Source organism: Pseudomonas migulae NBRC 103157, from assembly GCF_002091715.1.
GTDB classification, from domain to species: Bacteria; Pseudomonadota; Gammaproteobacteria; order Pseudomonadales; family Pseudomonadaceae; genus Aquipseudomonas; species Aquipseudomonas migulae_A.
In genome coordinates this window covers 70384-89997 of sequence record NZ_BDAG01000013.1, presented here as the reverse complement: position 1 = coordinate 89997, position 19614 = coordinate 70384, and the positions used below count along the sequence as shown (strand labels likewise).

Below are 19614 nucleotides of genomic sequence, written 5' to 3'. Positions count from 1 at the left end.
CGCACAGCGGGCTGATGGTTATCGTCGGAACAGGCTTGGCGACACGCGAGCTCTCCTCATGAATACGGGTTTGGACATCGGTTATTTACGTAACCTGTAGGAGCCGGCTTGCTGGCGATCCAGACGCTGCGGTCCATCAGGTGAATCGCGTTATCGTTCATCGCCAGCAAGCCGGCTCCTACACAGGTCACATTTTGGCCGGTGTCAGGCAGTAATGTTCAATCAACTGCCTTAATAGATGCACGGTAGGCTGCAAACGTGACATTTCGAGGTATTCCCCGGGTTGGTGCGCGCAGGCAATGTCGCCCGGGCCCAACACCACTGTTTCGCAACCAAGACGCTGAAGATAAGGCGCTTCGGTGCCAAACGCCACTGCTTCGGCGCGATGACCGGTGAGCTTTTCCGCAATGCGGACCAACTCGGCATCTTCGTCCTGCTCGAAGGGCGGCACTTCGGGGAACAGTGGCGCGTAATCGATCTTTACCTGATGGCGCTCGGCGATCGGGTCGAGCTTCTTCAGAATCTCCGCACGCAGCACCTTGGGGTCCATGCCCGGCAGCGGACGCAGATCGAATTCCAGCGAGCACTGACCGCAGATGCGGTTGGGGTTATCCCCGCCATGGATGCAGCCGAAGTTCATGGTCGGCGTCGGTACGCCGAACTGCGGATTACGGTATTCGCGTTGCCACAGCAGACGCAATCCACGCAATTCGCCGATGGCATCGTGCATGGCTTCGAGGGCGCTATGACCGAGGCGCGGGTCCGAGGAGTGGCCGCTCTGACCGAGGATGTCGATGCGTTCCATCATGATGCCTTTGTGCATGCGGATCGGCTTCAACCCGGTCGGCTCGCCGATCACCGCCGCCCGACCCAATGGACGTCCTGCTTCGGCCAAGGCACGAGCCCCGGACATCGAACTTTCTTCATCGCAGGTGGCAAGAATCAGCAACGGCTGCTTGAACGGCCGGTCGAGCAAGGGCAGGACGGCTTCGATGGCCAGGGCGAAAAAACCTTTCATGTCGCAACTGCCCAAACCGACCCAGCGGCCATCGACCTCGGTCAGCTTCAGCGGATCGGTCTGCCACAACGCGCCATCGAACGGCACAGTATCGCTATGCCCCGCCAGCACCAAACCACCGGGGCCGGAACCAAAACTGGCCAGCAGATTGAATTTTCCGGGGCTGACCTGCTGGATATCGCAGGCAAAACCGAGGTCGCCAAGCCACGTCGCCAGCAAATCAATCACCGGACGGTTGGATTGATCGAGGCTGGCCTGGGTACAACTGACCGACGGCGCGGCAATCAGCGCAGCGAACTGATCTTTCATGGACGGCAAAGACATCGCTGACTCCAACTCGCGAATTGAAGTCCATCATAGAACCATCCGGCGACAGGAATAAACCGTCGCGGCGCGGGTAGGGTCTGTTGACGCTTGGTGATGAGCCGCGACGAGCCCCCCTTGGTGCAGGGCAAGGCGCGAGGAACGTGGTTTGGTTGTCCCAAATGAGTTCCGAGCAACGCAGCCCTGCGCCAAGGGGGGCCCGTCGCGGCTCGTCACCGAGCGTCAAAAGACCCTATCTCGGGTCAGTCCTGTACACTGCACGACCTTGGCAGCCACACATTCCCCCGGCTGCGCTCCCGATCCTGGATTTTCCGGCCATGCAGAAAGAAACCGAAATCAAACTCCGCGTCAGCCGCGAAACCCTCGCCGCCCTGCGCGAGCACCCGCTACTGAAAAAACGCAACAAAAGTGGCTGGGAACGCCGTGAACTGATGAACCAGTACTTCGACACGCCTGAGCGTGACCTGGCCCGTGCCAAGGTTGCCCTGCGCCTGCGCCGCGATGGCGAAGAAGTGATCCAGACGCTCAAGACCCGTGGCCAGAGCGTTGCCGGTTTGTCCGAGCGTAACGAATACGACTGGAACCTGCCCAAAGCCAAGCTCGACGTGAAGAAACTCGACGGCGAATGCTGGCCTGAAGAGTTGGCCGAGCTGGACAAGAAAACCCTCAAGCCGATTTTCACCACCGACTTCGTGCGTGAACGCGCCGAAATCGCCTGGGGCCGTGGCAAGACCAAAGTGGTGATAGAAGCCGCGCTGGACCTGGGCCACGTTGTCGTCGGCAAACAGAAAGAAGAAATCTGCGAACTGGAGCTGGAGCTTCGCGAAGGCGAACCGGCCGCGCTGCTGGAACTGGCCGCCGAACTGGCTGCAACCCTGGCCCTGATGCCCTGTGACATCAGCAAGGCCGAGCGCGGTTATCGTTTGTATGACGCCAACAGCTACTCGCTGAGCCTGGCGGCGCCGCAAATCACTGCCGAAACACCGCTGGACGACGCGTTCGCCGCGCTGAGCTGGCACTTGCTGAGCAGCAGCCAGCGCCTGGCCGAGCAATATCGCTTCAATGGCCATTGGCGCCTGTTGCAGGACTGGGTCGAAAACCTCGCTGAATTGCGCGCGTTGCTGAGCAGCCTGGGCCAGGCCGCCCCGCGTCAGTCGACACACGACCTGCGCCTCGCGCTGGATGCGTTGCTCGAAGACTGGCGCCCACTGGTGCAAGCCGGTCAGGACGACGAAGACGTGCGTAAAGCCGCGCCGGAGCAGTTCCTCGAAGAACTCGAAGACCCGCGCTGGGGCCAGTTCTCGCTGAACACTTCGCGCTGGTTGCTGGCCCGCACCTGGGCGGCCGATCGCAATGTTCGCGGCAATCGCCAGGGCGCTGCGCAGTTGGGCAGCTGGTTGCCACGCCTGTTGGGTGAAGAAGCCACATCACTGCAATTGCAGCGTTACCAGCAGCAGCCGGAAGATCTGGCCGAGCAACTGCCGCGCATCGAGCGCATCCAGTCTTGGCTGCACCACGCCCGCCACGTGCTGGAGATCCCGGAAATGGATCGCCTGTACGGCGAGTTGAAGCAGCTTGCTCTGTTAGCGAACGAGCCGATCACCGATGAGTCGCTGGATGCACGCAAGCAGCAGGCGATTGCGGTTTATCAGAATCGTGCCTGGAAGATGTTGCTGCGCATGTAATACCGCTTTCGCGAGCAAGCCCGCTCCCACATTTGACTTCGTCGTACACAGAGATTGTGTTCACTGAAAATCAAATGTGGGAGCGGGCTTGCTCGCGAAGAGGCCCGCACACTCACCACGAAACCCTAGACCGGCAAACTGGTGGTCGACTTGATCTCCGACAACGCCACAATCGAGTTCACCTCCTGAATCCCCGGCACCATCGACAGCTTCTCGAAGAAAAACCGCTCATACGCCTCGATGTCCGCTGTCACAATCCGCAGCAAGAAATCCACCGACCCCATCAGCACATAACACTCCAGCACCTCGGGAAAGCCGCGAATCGCCTCGGTGAATTCGGTGAAGTTCGAGCGTCCATGGGCGTTGAGTTTGACCTCGGCAAAAATCTGCGTGTTAAGCCCGATCTTCTTCCGGTCCAGCAGCGTCACCTGCCCACGAATGATCCCCTCCTCCTTCATCCGCTGAATCCGCCGCCAGCAGGGCGATTGCGAAAGCCCAACCTGTTCGGCGATCTGTGCGCTGGAGAGCGAAGCGTCCTCTTGCAGCAACGCGAGAATCTTGCGGTCGTAGCCATCCAGCTCGCTTTGCATAAAAAAACCTGTAATTTATATTTTGTTGAATCACACGATTCGATAGATCGCCAATAACCCCCATCATAGATAAGAAATACCCGGCATCGAATGTAAAAATTCCTCCACTGATTTTGGAGACCGATCATGCCGCATCTCGAAGCCGTGAACACCCCGCCCACCCGCGCCGATGTCTGGAACGTCAGCAATGTCCACTGCGGCGTCCACTATCAAGTGCTGGCCGAGGCCGAACCGGATCTGCTGTGCCGTGCGCTCAACCTGTTCGCGTTGCAATGCCTGACGCCGCAACAGGTCAACGTGCAGCGCATGGACGATTTGCTGTCGATCGACATCGTTATCGACGGGCTGAGCTGGCACCGTGCGCAAGTGATTGCGGAAAAATTACGTAACCTGATCAGTGTCTGTTCGGTTGAACTGCAAGCGGCTGATTCTGTGTGGGTTGACGCGACTCAGGCGACAGGCTGAAAAAAGCCGATACGGCTTCGTCGGGTAGTGGCCCAACGGTCAGCGGGTCCACGACTATCCTTTGCGAACTGTTGTTCACGAGGAGCCCGCATGTCCGTTCAACTTGCCATTCAGGACCGCTGGCTGGATCTCAATGATTTGCTGCGCGAACTGGTCGCCCAGGGCTTTATCAGCCAGGACTCGGCCGAGCACGCGCTCAACGCCCGCCGTCGTCACGCCACCCATGGCCAGATGCACCCGCTGGAGTTCATCGCCAGCCAGCAGCTGGACGATCTCAGTCGTCCCGGTAAACACCTTGACCTGGAAAGCCTGACCCTGTGGCTGTCGCAGCAGGCCGGCCAGCCCTACTTGCGCATCGATCCGCTGAAAATCAACGTCGCGGCCATTACGCCGCTGATGTCCTACGCCTTCGCCCAGCGCCACAAGATTCTCGCGGTGTCCATTGATCGCGACGCGGTGACCGTGGCCAGCGCCCAGCCTTACGTCAAAGCCTGGGAAGCCGACCTGACCCACGTTCTGAAGCTGCCCATCAAGCGCGTGGTGGCCAACCCGATAGACATTCAGCGCTTCAGCGTGGAGTTTTTCCGTCTGGCCAAATCGGTCAGCGGCGCGACCAACAACGATCAACAGACCAGCACCCTGGGCAACTTCGAACAACTGCTCAACCTCGGCGCCAGCGACCAGGAGCCGGACGCCAACGACGCGCACATCGTCAACATCGTCGACTGGTTGTTCCAATACGCCTTCCAGCAGCGCGCCAGCGATATCCACATAGAACCCCGTCGCGAGCAAGGCACGGTGCGCTTTCGCATCGACGGTGTGTTGCACAACGTCTATCAATTCCCGCCGCAGGTGACCATGGCCATCGTCAGTCGCCTGAAGAGCCTGGGACGGATGAATGTCGCGGAAAAACGCAAACCCCAGGATGGCCGGGTGAAAACCAAAACCCCGGACGGTGGCGAAGTCGAGCTGCGACTGTCGACGTTGCCAACGGCGTTTGGCGAAAAAATGGTCATGCGGATCTTCGACCCGGAAGTGCTGCTCAAGAACTTCGATCAGCTGGGCTTTTCCGCCGATGATTTGCGCCGCTGGCAGGACATGACGACTCAGCCCAACGGCATCATTCTGGTGACCGGGCCGACCGGTTCGGGCAAGACCACCACGCTCTACACCACCCTGAAAAAACTGGCGACGCCGGAGGTCAACCTCTGCACCATCGAAGACCCGATCGAGATGGTCGAGCCAGCGTTCAACCAGATGCAGGTCCAGCACAACATCGACCTGACCTTCGCCGCCGGTGTGCGCGCACTGATGCGACAAGACCCGGACATCATCATGATCGGCGAGATCCGTGATCTCGAAACCGCTGAAATGGCAATCCAGGCCGCGCTCACCGGTCACCTGGTGCTCTCGACGTTGCACACCAACGACGCGCCCAGCGCCATCAGCCGCCTGCTGGAACTCGGCGTGCCGCATTACCTGATCAAGGCGACGGTGCTTGGCGTCATGGCGCAGCGACTGGTCCGTACGTTGTGCCCGCACTGCAAGGCACCACTGACACTGAGTGAAGAAGACTGGCAAACCCTGACCAAACCCTGGCAGGCACCGCTACCGGGCAACGCCCAGCGCGCCATCGGTTGCCTGGAATGCCGCGACACCGGTTATCGCGGCCGCGCCGGGGTCTACGAAATCATGCAACTGACGGATGGCCTCAAAGCACTGATCAACCCTGACACCGATCTGCTGGCGATCCGGCGTCAGGCGTTCAAGGAAGGCATGCGCAGCCTGCGACTGTCGGGCGCGCAGAAAGTCGCCGCGGGGCTGACGACGATCGAGGAGGTGCTGCGGGTGACACCGCAGAGTGAGCAGAAGTAGCTACGCGGCGCGGTGTATTTATCGATGTGAGGCCCAACCACCCAGCCGCACGAAACGTGCGATCCGCGCAGCAGCGCAATTTACACACTCCGGTAAACGGTGAAGCCAACCACCAGGAGACACGCCAGCCCCAATGCACCAAAACGCCAAGGCTGGCGCAACATCCGCCGACGCCAGCCGGGAATGCATAGCCCAATCAATAGCGTGGGGAGGCCAATGAACATAAGGAGCAAAATGTTCATTACGGTGACGTAAAGCAGTGCGCCAATAGACAAGGGAAGCATCCGTGCATCGAAAACAATCAGCCATGGTGCCAAACAAAACCTGCTGGCTCCAACGTGTTCAGCAAGTCACCGGCAAGGGACAGTTGTGCGAGCGACAGGGCTGACGATCCATCCGGGAACTCCATTGGGTAATTGGCAATCAAAGCCCACGTAGTTAACCCAGTGGAGTCACCCATCATGCGTTTCAAACTTGCTGTCGCTACCATCGCCGTGTTGTCCCTTCCAGTCGGTTCGGCGATGGCCGACAGCTTTTGGCGTAACGTCATCTCGTCCGGTGCAACCACCGGTTCGACTTACCTGACGTTCAAGGATCACAAGCTGATCATTGCCGCACAGGACGATGCCGGCAGCTTTGTTGCCAGTGACGGCGGCATCCGCGGCCCGTATCTGGAAGCCGCGATGCAAAAGGTCCGCGCCGACAATCCTGGCCTGCAGGCCACGGACATGGAGCTGGCGAATGCGATCCTGGCGAAGAATGCCGTCGCTTCCGAGTAAGCTTTTCAGCTGAACAAAAATGCCGCTCATATGAGCGGCATTTTTTTGTGAACCCGATTTAATGCGGGAGCGGGCTTGCTCGCGAAAGCGGTGTACCAGTCGACATCATTTTTGAATGTCAAACCGCTTTCGCGAGCAAGTCGAATCGTCGCACCGCCGCTCCCACATTTGATCGGCGTCGCCCTCAGCGGTAATCGTCCACGGGCACGCACGCGCAAAACAGGTTCCGATCCCCGTAAACGTTATCCACCCGATTCACCACCGGCCAATACTTGTGCGCCTTGGTGTGCGCGTCCGGTGTCACCGCTTGTTCGATACTGTACGGCCGCTCCCAAACCCCGGTGATGTCGGCCAGCGTGTGCGGTGACCGTTTCAGCGGGTTGTCCTCGACAGGCCAGTTGCCGTTCTGCACCTCGGTGATTTCTGCGCGAATGCTCAGCATCGCCCCGATAAAGCGGTCGAGCTCAGCTTTCGACTCACTTTCGGTCGGCTCGACCATCAAGGTCCCCGGCACCGGAAACGACATGGTCGGCGCATGGAAGCCATAGTCCATCAGACGCTTGGCCACGTCCTCTTCGCTGATGCCGGTCAGTGCCTTGAGTGGCCGCAGGTCGAGAATGCATTCGTGAGCCACCCGCTCGTTGCGCCCGGTGTAGAGCACCGGGAATGCACCGGACAAATGTTGCGCCAGGTAATTCGCAGCGAGGATCGCCACCTCGCTGGCATCTGCCAGTTGCGGTCCCATCATGGCGATGTACATCCAGCTGATCGGCAGTATGCTCGCGCTGCCCCAGGGCGCCGCGCTGACTGCGCCGTTCTGCGGCAGCGGCCCTTCAATCGCCACCACCGGGTGATTGGCCACGAACGGCGCCAGATGCGCCCGCACACCAATCGGCCCCATCCCCGGCCCGCCACCACCATGGGGAATGCAAAAAGTCTTGTGCAGGTTCATGTGGGAAACGTCTGCACCAATGTCTGCCGGCCGCGCCAACCCGACTTGCGCATTGAGGTTGGCGCCATCCATGTACACCTGGCCGCCATGGCTGTGGATAACTTCACAGATCTCACTGATGCCTTCCTCGTAAACGCCGTGGGTCGATGGGTACGTCGCCATCAGGCAGGCAAGTTTATCGCCCGCCTCGGCAGCCTTGCCTTTCAGGTCGTCCAGATCGACGTTGCCTGCCTCGTCACACTCGACGATAACCACGCGCATTCCAGCCATTTGCGCCGAGGCCGGGTTGGTGCCGTGGGCTGATGACGGAATCAGGCAGATATCTCGCGCACCCTGATGACGACTCTCGTGATATTTGCGGATCGCCAGCAACCCGGCGTATTCCCCTTGGGCGCCGGAATTGGGCTGCATGCAGATCGCATCGAAACCGGTGATCGCGCAGAGCCAGCGCTCCAGCTCTTCGATCATCAGCGCATAACCGGTCGCCTGCTCTTTCGGCACGAACGGGTGCAGGTTGGCGAATTGCGGCCAGGTGATGGGGATCATCTCGCTGGTGGCATTGAGCTTCATGGTGCAGGAGCCCAGCGGGATCATGGACTGGTTGAGGGCCAGGTCCTTGTTTTCGAGCTGCTTGAGGTAACGCAGCATCTCGGTTTCGCTGTGATGTGCGCTGAACACCGGGTGACGCAGGTAAGGCGAGGATCGTTGCAGTCCGTCGGGGATGCCGGAAGGAAGCGTTTCAGCGTCGAGGTCGTCGACATTCAGTCCATGATCGGCGCCGAGGAATACATCGAACAGCTTCGCCACAGTGCTTTCGTCAGAGGTTTCGTCGAGGCTCAGCCCCAACTGACCGCGTCCGAGAATGCGCAAATTGATTTGCGCGGCCTGGGCGCTTTCGATGATCGCCGTCTGGGTGCCGCCCACCTCCAGCGTCAAAGTGTCGAAAAAGTGCGTGTTGAGGCGCGGAATGCCGTGGCGCTCCAACCCTGCAGCGAGGATGCACGTCAGTCGATGAACCCGCTGGGCGATGCGTTTCAGCCCTTCCGGCCCGTGATAGACCGCATAGAAACTGGCAATGTTGGCCAGCAGCACCTGGGCGGTGCAAATGTTCGAATTGGCCTTCTCCCGGCGAATGTGTTGCTCACGGGTTTGCAGGGCCATACGCAAAGCCGTGTTGCCGCGAGCATCTTTGGATACGCCGATGATCCGCCCGGGAATCGCCCGCTTGTATTCATCACGACTGGCAAAAAAAGCCGCGTGCGGTCCGCCGTAGCCCATGGGCACGCCGAATCGCTGGGATGAGCCGAACACCACGTCGGCGCCCAACTCTCCTGGCGGCGTCAGCAACAACAGGCTCAACAGATCGGTCGCGACGCAGGCCAGTGCTTGTTGGGCATGCAGGTGATCGATCAACGGACGCAGGTTGCGAATCTCGCCGTGGGTGTCGGGGTATTGCAGCAGCGCGCCGAACACCTGGTGCTGTTTCAAGTTATCCACAGCGTCGATGATAAGCTCGAAACCGAAACCTTCGGCACGGGTCTGCACCACGGAAATGGTTTGCGGATGACAATTCTCATCCACAAAAAACAGATTGCTCCTGGACTTGGCGACCCGCTTGGCCAGGGCCATGGCTTCTGCCGCCGCCGTGGCTTCATCCAGCAGCGAGGCGTTGGCCAGCTCCAGGCCAGTCAGATCGATAGTCAATTGCTGGAAATTCAGCAACGCTTCGAGTCGGCCTTGGGCAATTTCCGGTTGATACGGCGTGTAAGCGGTGTACCAACCGGGATTTTCCAACACGTTGCGCAGGATAACGGCGGGCGTGATCGTCCCGTGGTAACCCATGCCGATCAGGCTGGTCCAGACCTGGTTCTGCTCGGCGTAACCACGCAGTTTGGCCAGCGCGGCTTCTTCGTCGAGGGCGGGCGGCAGGTCGAGCGCCCGGTTCAGGCGAATCCCCGGCGGCACCGTCTGCTCGATCAGCTCGACGCGGCTGCCGACGCCTAGGCTGTCGAGCATCGCCTGCTGCTCGGCGGCATCGGGCCCGAGGTGGCGGCGAAGGAAGGCATTGGGGTCGCGTAACTGGCTCAGGGACGGCAACTGGGACATGACGGGCTCTCTCTTGACTGGCGCTCAACGTCGATGCAACACGGTCAAACCAGCATAGCAGCCGCTGTCACGGAGCCCTTGAAGATCTAAAGAACGCAGCCTTCGGCAGCTCCTACATTGGAATGCGTACTTCTGTAGGAGCTGCCGAAGGCTGCGATCTTTTGATATTGACCTGTCAGGTAACAAAAAGCCCCGACTAGTCGGGGCTTTGGGTGACGCTGAAGGCTTACTCGCCGATGGCGGCCTTGTAGCCCGCTGCATCGAGCAGCTTGTCCAGATCGCCAGCGTTGCTTGGCTTCAGTTTGAAGATCCAGGCACCGTACGGGTCGGAGTTGAGCAGTTCCGGATTAGCGCTCAGTTCTTCGTTGATCGCAATCACTTCACCGGCAACCGGGGAGTAGATGTCGGACGCGGCTTTGACCGACTCAACCACGCCGGATTGACCACCGGCAGCGAAGACGGTTCCGACTTCGGTCAACTCAACGAATACCACATCGCCCAAGGCTTCCTGAGCGTGATCGCTGATGCCCACGGTGACGGTGCCATCGGCTTCCAGACGGGCCCATTCGTGACTTTCGGCAAAACGCAGGTCGGCAGGGATATCGCTCATATTCTGTGTCCTCAAGAAAATTGTCAGCGGTCGTTGCCCGCCAGAAAAGGTTAGATCAAGGTTTTGCCATGGCGTACGAAGGTCGGTTTGACCACTCGGACCGGGTACCATTTGCCACGGATTTCCACTTCTGCGCGGTCGGCAGTCGCCATCGGCACGCGCGCCAGTGCAATCGACTTGCTAAGCGTAGGAGAGAAACTACCACTGGTGATCTCCCCTTCGCCAACATTGGCGATGCGGACCACTTGATGAGCGCGCAAAACCCCGCGCTCTTCAAGGACCAGACCGACCAGTTTGTGCTTCACGCCGCCCGCCCGTTCAGCTTCGAGTGCATCGCGGCCGATGAACTGACGCGACGCCGGCTCCCAGGCGATGCTCCAGGCCATGTTCGAGGCCAGCGGTGAAACGTCCTGATGAATGTCCTGACCGTACAGGTTCATGCCGGCTTCGACACGCAGCGTATCCCGTGCCCCGAGGCCAATTGGCGAGATGCCTGCACCCACCAGATCGTTGAAAAAACCCGGGGCCTGATTGGCTGGCAGAATGATTTCCAGGCCGTCTTCGCCGGTATACCCCGTGCGTGCGATGAACCAGTCACCGTCGGGCTGGCCTTCGAACGGCTTGAGCGACTGGATCAGGTTGCCGCGAGACTGGGTGACCAGCTCGGAAATTTTGTGTCGGGCATGGGGGCCTTGAATGGCCAGCATCGCCATCTCGGCGCGCTCGTTGAGCTGCACATCGAAGCCGGCGAGGTGCGCCTGCATCCAGGCCAGGTCCTGATCACGCGTGGAGGCGTTGACCACCAGGCGATAACCGTCGTCGAGGCGATAGACGATCATGTCGTCGACGATGCCGCCATGCTCGTTGAGCATGGTGCTGTACAAGGCACGGCCGGAGCTGTGCAGACGCTCGACGTCATTGGCCAGCAAATGCTGAAGCCAGGCTTTGGCCTGAGCGCCGCTGACATCGATCACGGTCATGTGGGATACATCGAAAACCCCGCAGTCGCGGCGCACCTGATGGTGTTCCTCGACCTGCGAGCCGTAATGCAGAGGCATATCCCAACCGCCAAAATCGACCATCTTCGCGCCGAGGGCGAGATGAAGGTCATACAGAGGCGTACGCTGTCCCATGGGTTTCTCCTTCCGGGCGTGGCGAGGGTGCGGGCCGATGCTGCACGGGGTGAAAGCCTTGAAATAGAAGGCTTTCAGCCGATTTCAGCGAACGGGTCTGTAGGACGGACCGCACCGAATGCCGCGCATTGTAGCCTCAAGGTGTAGGACTGACACCTAGGTGTTTCGATGCGCCGAACGTCGAATCAATCCGATGACCGGTAATAACCCGACCAGAACCAGCGTCAACGCCGGCAACGATGCCCTCGCCCACTCGCCTTCGCTGGTCATTTCAAAGATGCGCACGGCCAGCGTGTCCCAGCCAAACGGGCGCATCAGCAGGGTTGCGGGCATTTCCTTGAGCACATCGACAAACACCAGCAGCGCAGCACTCAACGTGCCGGGCAGCAATAACGGCAGATACACTTTGAAAAACAGTCGTGGCCCACTGACCCCAAGGCTACGTGCCGCTTCGGGCAAAGATGGCCGTATTCGCGCCAAACTACTTTCCAGCGGCCCATAAGCTACCGCGATGAAACGCACCAGATAGGCCAGCAACAAGGCCGACAGACTGCCCAACAGCAACGGTTTTCCGGCTCCGCCCAACCATCCCGACAGCGGAATCACCAGCTCGCGATCCAGATAACTGAAGGCCAGCATGATCGACACCGCCAGCACCGAACCCGGCAACGCATAGCCGAGGTTGGCCAGGCTGACACTGGAACTAATCGCCCGGGTTGGCGCCAGGCGCCGGGCAAACGCCAGCACCAGCGCCACGCTGACAGTGATCAACGCCGCCATGCCGCCCAGATACAGCGTATGGACAATGAGCCCGGTGTACCGCTCATCCAGGTCGAAACGGCCGCGCTGCCAGAACCACACCACCAGTTGCAGCACCGGAATGACGAAGGCGCAGGCAAACACCAGCCCGCACCAACTCATCGCCGCCAACGCCTTGAAGCCACGCAGGTGATACAACGCCTTGACCCGCGGCCGCTCATTGCTCGCTCGATTGGCGCCACGGGCACGGCGCTCGCCGTACAGCACGACCATCACCACCAGCAGCAACAAACTGGCCAGTTGCGCGGCGGTGGAGAGGCTGAAGAATCCGTACCAGGTCTTGTAGATAGCGGTCGTGAAGGTGTCGAAATTGAACACCGACACGGCCCCGAAATCCGCCAGGGTTTCCATCAGCGCCAGCGCAACGCCAGCACCGATGGCCGGCCGCGCCATCGGCAAGGCGACTCGCCAGAACGCTTGCCACGGCGATTGCCCCAGGACTCGCGCCGCTTCCATCAGGCCTTTGCCCTGCGCCAGGAACGCGGTGCGGGCCAACAGGTAAACGTAGGGATAAAAGACCAGCACCAGAACGAGGATGACACCGCCCGTGGAGCGCACTCGCGGCAACCGCAGGCCAGTGCCGAACCATTCGCGCATCAGGGTTTGCACGGGGCCGGCGAAATCCAGCAGGCCGACGAAAACGAAAGCCAGCACGTAGGCGGGAATGGCGAACGGCAGCATCAACGCCCAATCCAGCCAGCGTCGACCGGGAAATTCACAGAGGCTGGTGAGCCAGGCGAGACTGACGCCCAACAGCGTTACACCGGCACCGACGCCGAGTACCAGGGTCAGCGTGTTGCCCAGCAGCCGCGGCAACTGGGTGTCCCAGAGGTGGGACCATATTTGATGATCGATGGTTTGCCAGGACATCAGCAAAACGCTGAGGGGCAGCAGGACCAGCGCAGCAATGACGAAGACCAGGGGATACCAGCGGCGTTGGGCGGGGTGGGCCAAGGACGGTCTCTCGCAGGGAAATCGTGAAGTGTAGGGAAAACGCAAAAAGATCGCAGCCTTCGGCAGCTCCTACATTGGGATGGTGTACACCCGGTAGGAACTGCCGAAAGCTGCGACCTTTTGCTCTTTAAAGCAGCAGACTCAGTTCCAGCCAGCTCGATCCATCAAGCGAATCGCTTCGGCCTGACGTTTACCGGCGACTTCCACAGGCAACGTATCGGCGACGAACTTGCCCCAGGCGGCGACTTCCGCGGACGGCGTCACCGCAGGGTTGGCCGGGAACTCCTGGTTCACGTCGGCAAAGATCTTCTGCGCCTCAGGCGTGGTCATCCACTCCACCAGAGCCTTGGCGGCTTCCGGGTGCGGCGCGTACTTGGTCAGGCCGATGCCCGACAGGTTCACATGCACGCCACGATCAGCCTGGTTAGGCCAGAACAGCTTCACCGCCAGGTCAGGTTTCTGCTTGTGCAGACGGCCGTAGTAGTAAGTGTTGACGATGCCGACATCGCATTGGCCGGCGTTGATGGCTTCCAATACCGCGACATCATCGGAGAATACGTCGGTGGACAGGTTGTTGACCCAACCCTTGAGGATCTTCTCGGTTTTGTCGGCGCCATGCACTTCGATCATGGTGGCAGTCAGGGACTGGTTGTAGACCTTCTTCGCCGTACGCAGGCACAGGCGGCCTTCCCAGTTCTTGTCGGCCAGACCTTCGTAAGTGGTCAACTCGCCCGGCTTCACCCGGTCCGTGGAGTAAGCGATGGTTCGCGCCCGCAGGCTCAGGCCGGTCCAGGCATGAGAAGCCGCGCGGTATTGCAGCGGGATGTTGGCGTCGATGGTTTTCGAAGTGAAGGGTTGCAGGATGCCCATCTGCTCGGCTTGCCACAGGTTGCCGGCATCGACGGTCAGCAGCAGGTCGGCGGTGGCATTCTCGCCCTCGGCCTTGATGCGCTGCATCAGCGGCGCTTCCTTGTCGGTGATGAACTTCACCTGCACGCCGGTTTTCGCGGTGTAGGCATCAAACACCGGTTTGATCAGCTCGTCGATACGCGAGGAGTAAACCACCACTTCGGCAGCGGCCTGGGCGGCAGTGCTGCCAATCAGAGTCAGAGCGAGTGCGGTCAGTAGACGCTTCGGTGCCAACATGGGAGCGATCTCTCGATTTGAAAAGTGAGGGCAAATGATAAGGACTCACATTTACGTTCTCAATCGATCAGTTTGCGGAGGCGTTACCAGATGTTGCATGGCATGAGACATGGGATAGTTTTACCGGCCTCATCGCGGGCAAGCCCGCTCCCACAGGGATCTCCAGTGTTCACACATAAAGTGTGTCCACCGGAAATTCTTGTGGGAGCGGGCTTGCCCGCGATGAGGCCATCAGCCGCAGTGAAAATCTCAAGCCTTGGCAAGCGCCGGCAGATCCCCGATCAACCCCAACGCCTCACGCACAAACAACGCTTTGGCCTCCGGCATCTGATCAACCATCTTCAACCCGGCATTACGCAACCAGCGCACCGGCAACGGATCGGCCTGGAACAATCGCTCAAAGCCTTCCATCGCCGCCATCAACGCCAAATTGTGCGGCATGCGCCGACGCTCGTAGCGGCTCAACACTTTCACCTCCGACAACCGCTCACCCCGTTCAGCCGCTTGCAGCAGCACTTCGGCGAGCACGGCGGCATCGAGGAAGCCGAGGTTCACGCCCTGCCCGGCCAATGGGTGAATGGTGTGCGCCGCATCGCCGATCAGCGCCAGGCCCTCAGCCACATAGCGCTTTGCATGGCGCTGCCGCAGCGGCACGCAAAGACGCGGATCGGCGCTCAGCACCGAACCCAAACGGCCTTCAAAGGCTTGCTCCAACTCGCGACAGAAGTCTTCATCATCCAGCGCCATCAAGCGTTCGGCCTCACTCGGCGTGGTCGACCAGACGATCGAACACCAATCCTGGCGACCGTCCCGCTCCAGCGGCAGAAACGCCAATGGGCCGTGATCGGTGAACCGCTGCCAGGCCGTCATTTGATGAGGTTGTGAGCTGCGCACGCTGGTGACGATTGCGTGGTGCATATAATCCCACTCGCGCGTGGCCACGCCGGTCAGGCGCCGCACCGCCGAGTTGGCACCGTCCGCCGCGATCACCAACGGCGCACGCAAGGTGCGGCCATCGGCGAGGGTCAGCAGCCAGTCGTCGCCGGAGCGGCGCATCTGCTCCAGACGCGCATTGGCCAGCATTCCCAGGTCGCAGTCGTGCAAGCGGTCGAGCAAGGCGTCCTGAACCACGCGGTTCTCGACGATATGCCCGAGCACATCGGCGTGAACGCTGGTGGCCGAGAAGTGGATCTGCCCGGTGCCGCTGCCGTCCCAGACGTGCATGTCGGTGTAAGGACTGCTGCGCCGGCTGGCGATGCCATCCCAGACTCCCAGCCGCTCGAGAATTCGCTGACTGGCGGCCGACAAGGCGCTCACTCGCGGTTCGAACGGCGCCTGCCCGTCGAAGGGTTTGACGCTCATCGGGCTGCCGTCCAGCAGCAGGACTTCCAGCCCGCTGTCCTGTAACGCCAACGCCAGGGCGCTGCCGACCATTCCGGCCCCGACAATCAGCAGATCTGCGCGCATTTCCATGCTTTAAGCCTGTCTCGCTTGCGGCTTGAGCCGCACGTAAAGGGTTTTCTGGACCCGCGCCACCAAGGTGCCGGCGCCGTCGTGGATATCGACCTGCAATTGCGGCAGGTATTTTTCGCCGTTCGCCGTTTGCTGGCGGATCTCGTCGAGCAAGGCTTCATCGATCCTGAAGCTGGCGAACACCGGGCCTTTGCCCGGCGAGATGAAATCGATGTCCGCGGATTTGTCCCAGACGATGAACCGACGGCCGAGGTTTTCCATCAGCATCAACATATAGAACGGATCAACCATCGAATACAGGCTGCCACCGAACTGCGTGCCGACGTAGTTGCGGTTGTACCAACCCAATCCCATGGACACCTTGATGTCCCGAAAATCATCACTGATGTGCCGCACGCGAACCCCGGCGCCAAGGTACGGCGGGTAGAACGTCATGAACCAGCGCATCAAACGTGCTTTGCCGAACGTGCTCGTCAGCCACTTAAGCATCGGGACGCGTACCCAGGCCCATGGCCTGTCGGGCGAACCAACGCTTGGCCGGCGGCAGCAGATCGAGGCCGAGCAGGCCAATGTTTCGACCTAGCGAGACCAGTGGTTGAGTACTGCCGAACAATCGCGTGACCTGATCGGAAAAGCCCACGGTCAGGTTCTGATCCAGGCGCTGGCGCTCGCGGTAAGCCTGCAAGGTCGCAAAGTCGCCGGGGGCTTTCTCGCTCGCCAGCAGCGCGTCCGCCAACGCCTGCGCATCACGCAGGGACAGGTTGAAACCCTGGCCGGCAATCGGATGCAGGCTGTGGGCGGCATTGCCGAGAACCGCCAGATGCGGACGCACCTGCTCCTCGGCTTCAATCAGTGTCAGCGGATAAAGATGCCGCGCGCCGACCTGCTTCAAGGTGCCGAGGCGATAACCGAACACGCCCTGCAATTCGCTGAGAAAGCTGCGTTCATCGAGGGCGGCCAACCGTTGTGCGTCCATGCCCAGACGGGTCCAGACCAGGGCGCAGCGGTTTTCCGGCAGCGGCAACAACGCCATCGGGCCTTCGTCGGTGAAACGTTCGAAAGCCATGCCGTTGTGCGCTTCGCTCGGGGTGATGTTGGCGATCAGCGCGCTCTGGTTGTACGGGCGTTTTTTGATACCAATCCCCAGTTGCTCGCGCAGGCCGGAGCGGCCGCCATCCGCCAGCACGGCGAGGTCGCATTCCAGGGTGGTTTCATCATTGAGGGTCAGGCGATAGCCATCGGTCAGCGGCTCCATGCGCGTGACTTCCGCCGGGCAGCGCCAGGTGACCACGTCCTTGTCCAGACCTTGCCAGAGGCATTGGCCGAGCCAGGCGTTTTCCACCACATAGCCCAGCGCCGGCACGCCCTCTTCCATCGCCGACAATCGCGCGGTGGAGAAACGACCACGGTCGGAGACGTGAATCTGCTTGATCGGCTCGGCGCGGCGGGAGATTTCCTGCCACACGCCCAACCGTTGATAAATCTGCTTGGCGCCATAGGACAGCGCCGAAGAACGGGCGTCGTAGCTCGGTTGGTAAGTGTGGCCGGGGGCGAACGGTTCGATCAGCACGATCTTCCAGCCGCGAGCCTTGGCTCCCGCCTGCAACGCCAACGCCAGGCTCGCGCCAACCAGGCCGCCGCCGATGATTGCCAGATTGACTCGACTCATGCCGCTTTTGTCCGCGCTTCAGCCATCAAGGCCTCGATCTCGGCGACCGTTTTCGGTACGCCGCTGGTCAGGATTTCACAGCCGGTTTTGGTCACCACGACGTCGTCCTCGATGCGCACGCCAATGCCGCGCCATTTCTTCGCTACGTTCTGGTTGTCCGGGGCAATGTAGATCCCCGGTTCCACGGTCAGCGCCATGCCGACTTCCAGCACGCGCCATTCGCCGCCGACCTTGTACTCGCCGACGTCATGCACATCCATGCCCAGCCAGTGGCCGGCGCGGTGCATGTAAAACGCTTTATAGGCTTCGCTGGCGATCAGCTCGTCGACGTCGCCCTGCAACAAGCCCAGTTTCACCAGCCCGGCAGTGATGACTTTAACCGTGGCTTCGTGCGCCTGGTTCCAGTGTTTGTTCGGGGCGATTTCGGCGAATGCCGCTTCTTGCGAAGCCAGCACCAGCTCGTAGATCGCCTTCTGTTCCGCGGAATACTTGCCATTGACCGGCCAGGTGCGGGTGATGTCGCTGGCGTAGCAGTCGATCTCGCAACCGGCGTCGATCAGCACCAGATCGCCGTCCTTGAGCACGGCGTCGTTCTGCTGGTAATGCAGGATGCAGCTGTTGCGCCCCGCCGCGACGATCGAACCATAGGCCGGCATCTTCGCCCCGCCCTTGCGAAACTCGTAATCGAGCTCCGCTTCCAGGCTGAACTCATGCAACCCGGCCCGGCTGGCCTGCATCGCTCGGATATGCGCCTGAGCGGAAATCCGCGCGGCTTCGCGCATCACCTTCACTTCTGCCGCCGATTTATACAGACGCATGTCGTGCAGCAGATGATCCAGCGCAACGAATTCGTTCGGCGGCTGGGCGCCGAGGTGCGCCTTGGAGCGGATCACGTTGATCCAGTCCATCAGGTGTCGATCGAACTCCGGGTTGCTGCCCATGGCCGAATACACCCGGTCGCGGCCTTCAATCAGGCCCGGCAGGATGTCGTCGATGTCGGTAATGGGGAAAGCGTCGTCAGCACCGAAGTCGCGGATCGCGCCTTCCTGACCGGCACGCAGGCCGTCCCAGAGTTCTCGCTCGGCGTTGCGTTCACGGCAGAACAGCAGGTATTCGCCATGTTCACGGCCCGGCATCAGCACGATAACGGCTTGTGGCTCAGGGAAACCGCTGAGGTACTGGAAATCGCTGTCCTGGCGGTAAACGTGCTCGACATCACGATTGCGGATGGCGACCGCGGCGGCGGGCAAAATGGCGATGCTGTTGGGTTCCATCTGCGCCATCAAGGCCTTGCGGCGACGGCTGTATTCCGATTTCGGGATATGAATCATGGGCAGATGGCTTTTCCTGGCTCGCGATTAATGCAACGACGGTTTGGCGGCAGCCGATGCGTCCGGCTTTTTGGTTTCGGAGAACAGCAGCAGCGGCGCGACACGCAGGTATTCCATGACTTCCATGTAGTCGCTTTCGCCGTCATCGGACTCTTCCAGCGCGTCCTGTACCTGGGCGATGGCCGCCAGATCCTGCAACACTTCGGTAGCCTCGGTGCTCAGCATGCTGCTGTCACGGCAGTTCAGGCCGAAACCGCTGAGGAAGCCCTGGCACCATTGGCCCAGTGCAGCGGCGCGATCAGCCAGCGGTTCGTCATCGGTCGGCAGCAGCAGAACGACGGTCACGTCGTCGCCGGTGAGCTCGCCCTTGACCATCTCTTGCAGGCCGATCAAGGCATTGCGAACGTTGTCTTGCGGCTCGCCTTCGAGCAGCTCGGCGGCATCGACCAGCCAGCCTTCGGCATCGAAGCCGGCACCGGCGCAACTGCGCCCGAGCAGCAAGCCATGCAGTTCGGCAGGCGAGACGTTATGACCGCTGGAAGTCAGCAGGGTGGCGAAGGCTTGGTACGGAGAATTCTGAATGGGCATGGGCAGCTAGGCGCCAGACGGCGCTATGTCTAGAATGAAGGCCTTGTATCCTACATCGACTCCTCTGCAGGAGCGAGCTTGCTCGCGATGAAGCCCA

At 60.6% G+C, this 19614-nt stretch carries 16 protein-coding genes; 4 read left to right on the top strand and 12 right to left on the bottom strand.

Annotation, left to right across the window (positions count from 1 at the left end):
• Positions 1-187: 187 nt before the first annotated feature.
• Positions 188-1342 carry an acetylornithine deacetylase gene (argE, locus tag PMI01S_RS12555; RefSeq protein WP_084320334.1) on the bottom strand — a complete coding sequence of 385 codons (1155 nt, stop codon included), beginning with the start codon at positions 1340-1342 and terminating at the stop codon, positions 188-190.
• Positions 1343-1659: 317 nt separating this feature from the next.
• Here argE and PMI01S_RS12550 point away from each other — a divergent pair, with 317 nt between their 5' ends.
• Positions 1660-3027: a CYTH domain-containing protein gene (locus PMI01S_RS12550; RefSeq protein WP_084320333.1), complete on the top strand. Its 1368-nt coding sequence runs from the start codon at positions 1660-1662 to the stop codon at positions 3025-3027.
• Positions 3028-3152: 125 nt separating this feature from the next.
• Here PMI01S_RS12550 and PMI01S_RS12545 read toward each other — a convergent pair whose 3' ends face one another.
• Complete coding sequence (locus PMI01S_RS12545) at positions 3153-3617, bottom strand: Lrp/AsnC family transcriptional regulator (RefSeq protein WP_008024235.1); 465 nt, start codon at positions 3615-3617, stop codon at positions 3153-3155.
• Between the two features lie 126 nt (positions 3618-3743).
• Here PMI01S_RS12545 and PMI01S_RS12540 point away from each other — a divergent pair, with 126 nt between their 5' ends.
• The 3 genes from PMI01S_RS12540 (at position 3744) to PMI01S_RS12525 (ending at position 6736) form a co-directional block, all read left to right on the top strand.
• Positions 3744-4082, top strand: coding sequence for an ACT-like domain-containing protein (locus PMI01S_RS12540; protein ID WP_084320332.1), 339 nt, complete (start codon positions 3744-3746; stop codon positions 4080-4082).
• A 90-nt stretch (positions 4083-4172) separates the two neighbouring features.
• The gene (gene tfpB, locus PMI01S_RS12535) at positions 4173-5957 is read left to right on the top strand and encodes a type IV pilus assembly ATPase TfpB (protein WP_084320331.1); all 1785 of its coding nucleotides are present in this window, start codon (positions 4173-4175) and stop codon (positions 5955-5957) included.
• Between the two features lie 461 nt (positions 5958-6418).
• A complete protein-coding gene (locus tag PMI01S_RS12525) occupies positions 6419-6736 on the top strand; it encodes a DUF2388 domain-containing protein (protein ID WP_017341376.1) in 318 nt (105 codons plus the stop codon).
• Between the two features lie 184 nt (positions 6737-6920).
• Here the strand turns inward: PMI01S_RS12525 and gcvP are convergent, their stop codons facing one another.
• From gcvP to PMI01S_RS12475, 10 genes are all read right to left on the bottom strand, one after another.
• A complete protein-coding gene (gene gcvP / locus PMI01S_RS12520) occupies positions 6921-9794 on the bottom strand; it encodes an aminomethyl-transferring glycine dehydrogenase (RefSeq protein ID WP_084320329.1) in 2874 nt (957 codons plus the stop codon).
• A gap of 226 nt (positions 9795-10020) precedes the next feature.
• A complete protein-coding gene (gene gcvH, locus PMI01S_RS12515) occupies positions 10021-10404 on the bottom strand; it encodes a glycine cleavage system protein GcvH (protein WP_084320327.1) in 384 nt (127 codons plus the stop codon).
• A gap of 50 nt (positions 10405-10454) precedes the next feature.
• On the bottom strand, positions 10455-11537 hold the full coding sequence (gene gcvT / locus PMI01S_RS12510) for a glycine cleavage system aminomethyltransferase GcvT (protein ID WP_084320326.1): 1083 nt from the start codon (positions 11535-11537) through the stop codon (positions 10455-10457).
• Positions 11538-11693: 156 nt separating this feature from the next.
• Positions 11694-13310 (bottom strand): ABC transporter permease, encoded by a 1617-nt coding sequence (locus PMI01S_RS12505; protein ID WP_084320324.1) that lies wholly within the window; start codon positions 13308-13310, stop codon positions 11694-11696.
• Positions 13311-13451: 141 nt separating this feature from the next.
• The gene (locus tag PMI01S_RS12500) at positions 13452-14456 is read right to left on the bottom strand and encodes an extracellular solute-binding protein (protein ID WP_084320322.1); all 1005 of its coding nucleotides are present in this window, start codon (positions 14454-14456) and stop codon (positions 13452-13454) included.
• 249 nt (positions 14457-14705) lie between these two features.
• Positions 14706-15923, bottom strand: coding sequence for a 2-octaprenyl-3-methyl-6-methoxy-1,4-benzoquinol hydroxylase (locus PMI01S_RS12495; RefSeq protein ID WP_167362974.1), 1218 nt, complete (start codon positions 15921-15923; stop codon positions 14706-14708).
• 9 nt (positions 15924-15932) lie between these two features.
• Positions 15933-16418 (bottom strand): DUF4442 domain-containing protein, encoded by a 486-nt coding sequence (locus PMI01S_RS12490; RefSeq protein WP_084320318.1) that lies wholly within the window; start codon positions 16416-16418, stop codon positions 15933-15935.
• On the bottom strand, positions 16411-17598 hold the full coding sequence (gene ubiH, locus PMI01S_RS12485) for a 2-octaprenyl-6-methoxyphenyl hydroxylase (RefSeq protein WP_084320316.1): 1188 nt from the start codon (positions 17596-17598) through the stop codon (positions 16411-16413). The genes PMI01S_RS12490 and ubiH overlap by 8 nt, the downstream gene beginning before the upstream one ends.
• Positions 17595-18929: a Xaa-Pro aminopeptidase gene (gene pepP / locus PMI01S_RS12480; RefSeq protein ID WP_084320315.1), complete on the bottom strand. Its 1335-nt coding sequence runs from the start codon at positions 18927-18929 to the stop codon at positions 17595-17597. The genes ubiH and pepP overlap by 4 nt, the downstream gene beginning before the upstream one ends.
• A gap of 27 nt (positions 18930-18956) precedes the next feature.
• On the bottom strand, positions 18957-19517 hold the full coding sequence (locus PMI01S_RS12475; RefSeq protein WP_084320313.1) for a YecA/YgfB family protein: 561 nt from the start codon (positions 19515-19517) through the stop codon (positions 18957-18959).
• Positions 19518-19614: the final 97 nt, after the last annotated feature.

Bases quoted from the DNA above. Each gene is read 5' to 3' on its own strand.
- argE (WP_084320334.1), bottom strand. From the start codon at position 1,342: ATGTCTTTGCCGTCCATGAAAGATCAGTTCGCTGCGCTGATTGCCGCG.
- PMI01S_RS12550 (WP_084320333.1), top strand. From the start codon at position 1,660: ATGCAGAAAGAAACCGAAATCAAACTCCGCGTCAGCCGCGAAACCCTC.
- PMI01S_RS12545 (WP_008024235.1), bottom strand. From the start codon at position 3,617: ATGCAAAGCGAGCTGGATGGCTACGACCGCAAGATTCTCGCGTTGCTG.
- PMI01S_RS12540 (WP_084320332.1), top strand. From the start codon at position 3,744: ATGCCGCATCTCGAAGCCGTGAACACCCCGCCCACCCGCGCCGATGTC.
- tfpB (WP_084320331.1), top strand. From the start codon at position 4,173: ATGTCCGTTCAACTTGCCATTCAGGACCGCTGGCTGGATCTCAATGAT.
- PMI01S_RS12525 (WP_017341376.1), top strand. From the start codon at position 6,419: ATGCGTTTCAAACTTGCTGTCGCTACCATCGCCGTGTTGTCCCTTCCA.
- gcvP (WP_084320329.1), bottom strand. From the start codon at position 9,794: ATGTCCCAGTTGCCGTCCCTGAGCCAGTTACGCGACCCCAATGCCTTC.
- gcvH (WP_084320327.1), bottom strand. From the start codon at position 10,404: ATGAGCGATATCCCTGCCGACCTGCGTTTTGCCGAAAGTCACGAATGG.
- gcvT (WP_084320326.1), bottom strand. From the start codon at position 11,537: ATGGGACAGCGTACGCCTCTGTATGACCTTCATCTCGCCCTCGGCGCG.
- PMI01S_RS12500 (WP_084320322.1), bottom strand. From the start codon at position 14,456: ATGTTGGCACCGAAGCGTCTACTGACCGCACTCGCTCTGACTCTGATT.
- PMI01S_RS12495 (WP_167362974.1), bottom strand. From the start codon at position 15,923: ATGCGCGCAGATCTGCTGATTGTCGGGGCCGGAATGGTCGGCAGCGCC.
- PMI01S_RS12490 (WP_084320318.1), bottom strand. From the start codon at position 16,418: ATGCTTAAGTGGCTGACGAGCACGTTCGGCAAAGCACGTTTGATGCGC.
- ubiH (WP_084320316.1), bottom strand. From the start codon at position 17,598: ATGAGTCGAGTCAATCTGGCAATCATCGGCGGCGGCCTGGTTGGCGCG.
- pepP (WP_084320315.1), bottom strand. From the start codon at position 18,929: ATGATTCATATCCCGAAATCGGAATACAGCCGTCGCCGCAAGGCCTTG.
- PMI01S_RS12475 (WP_084320313.1), bottom strand. From the start codon at position 19,517: ATGCCCATTCAGAATTCTCCGTACCAAGCCTTCGCCACCCTGCTGACT.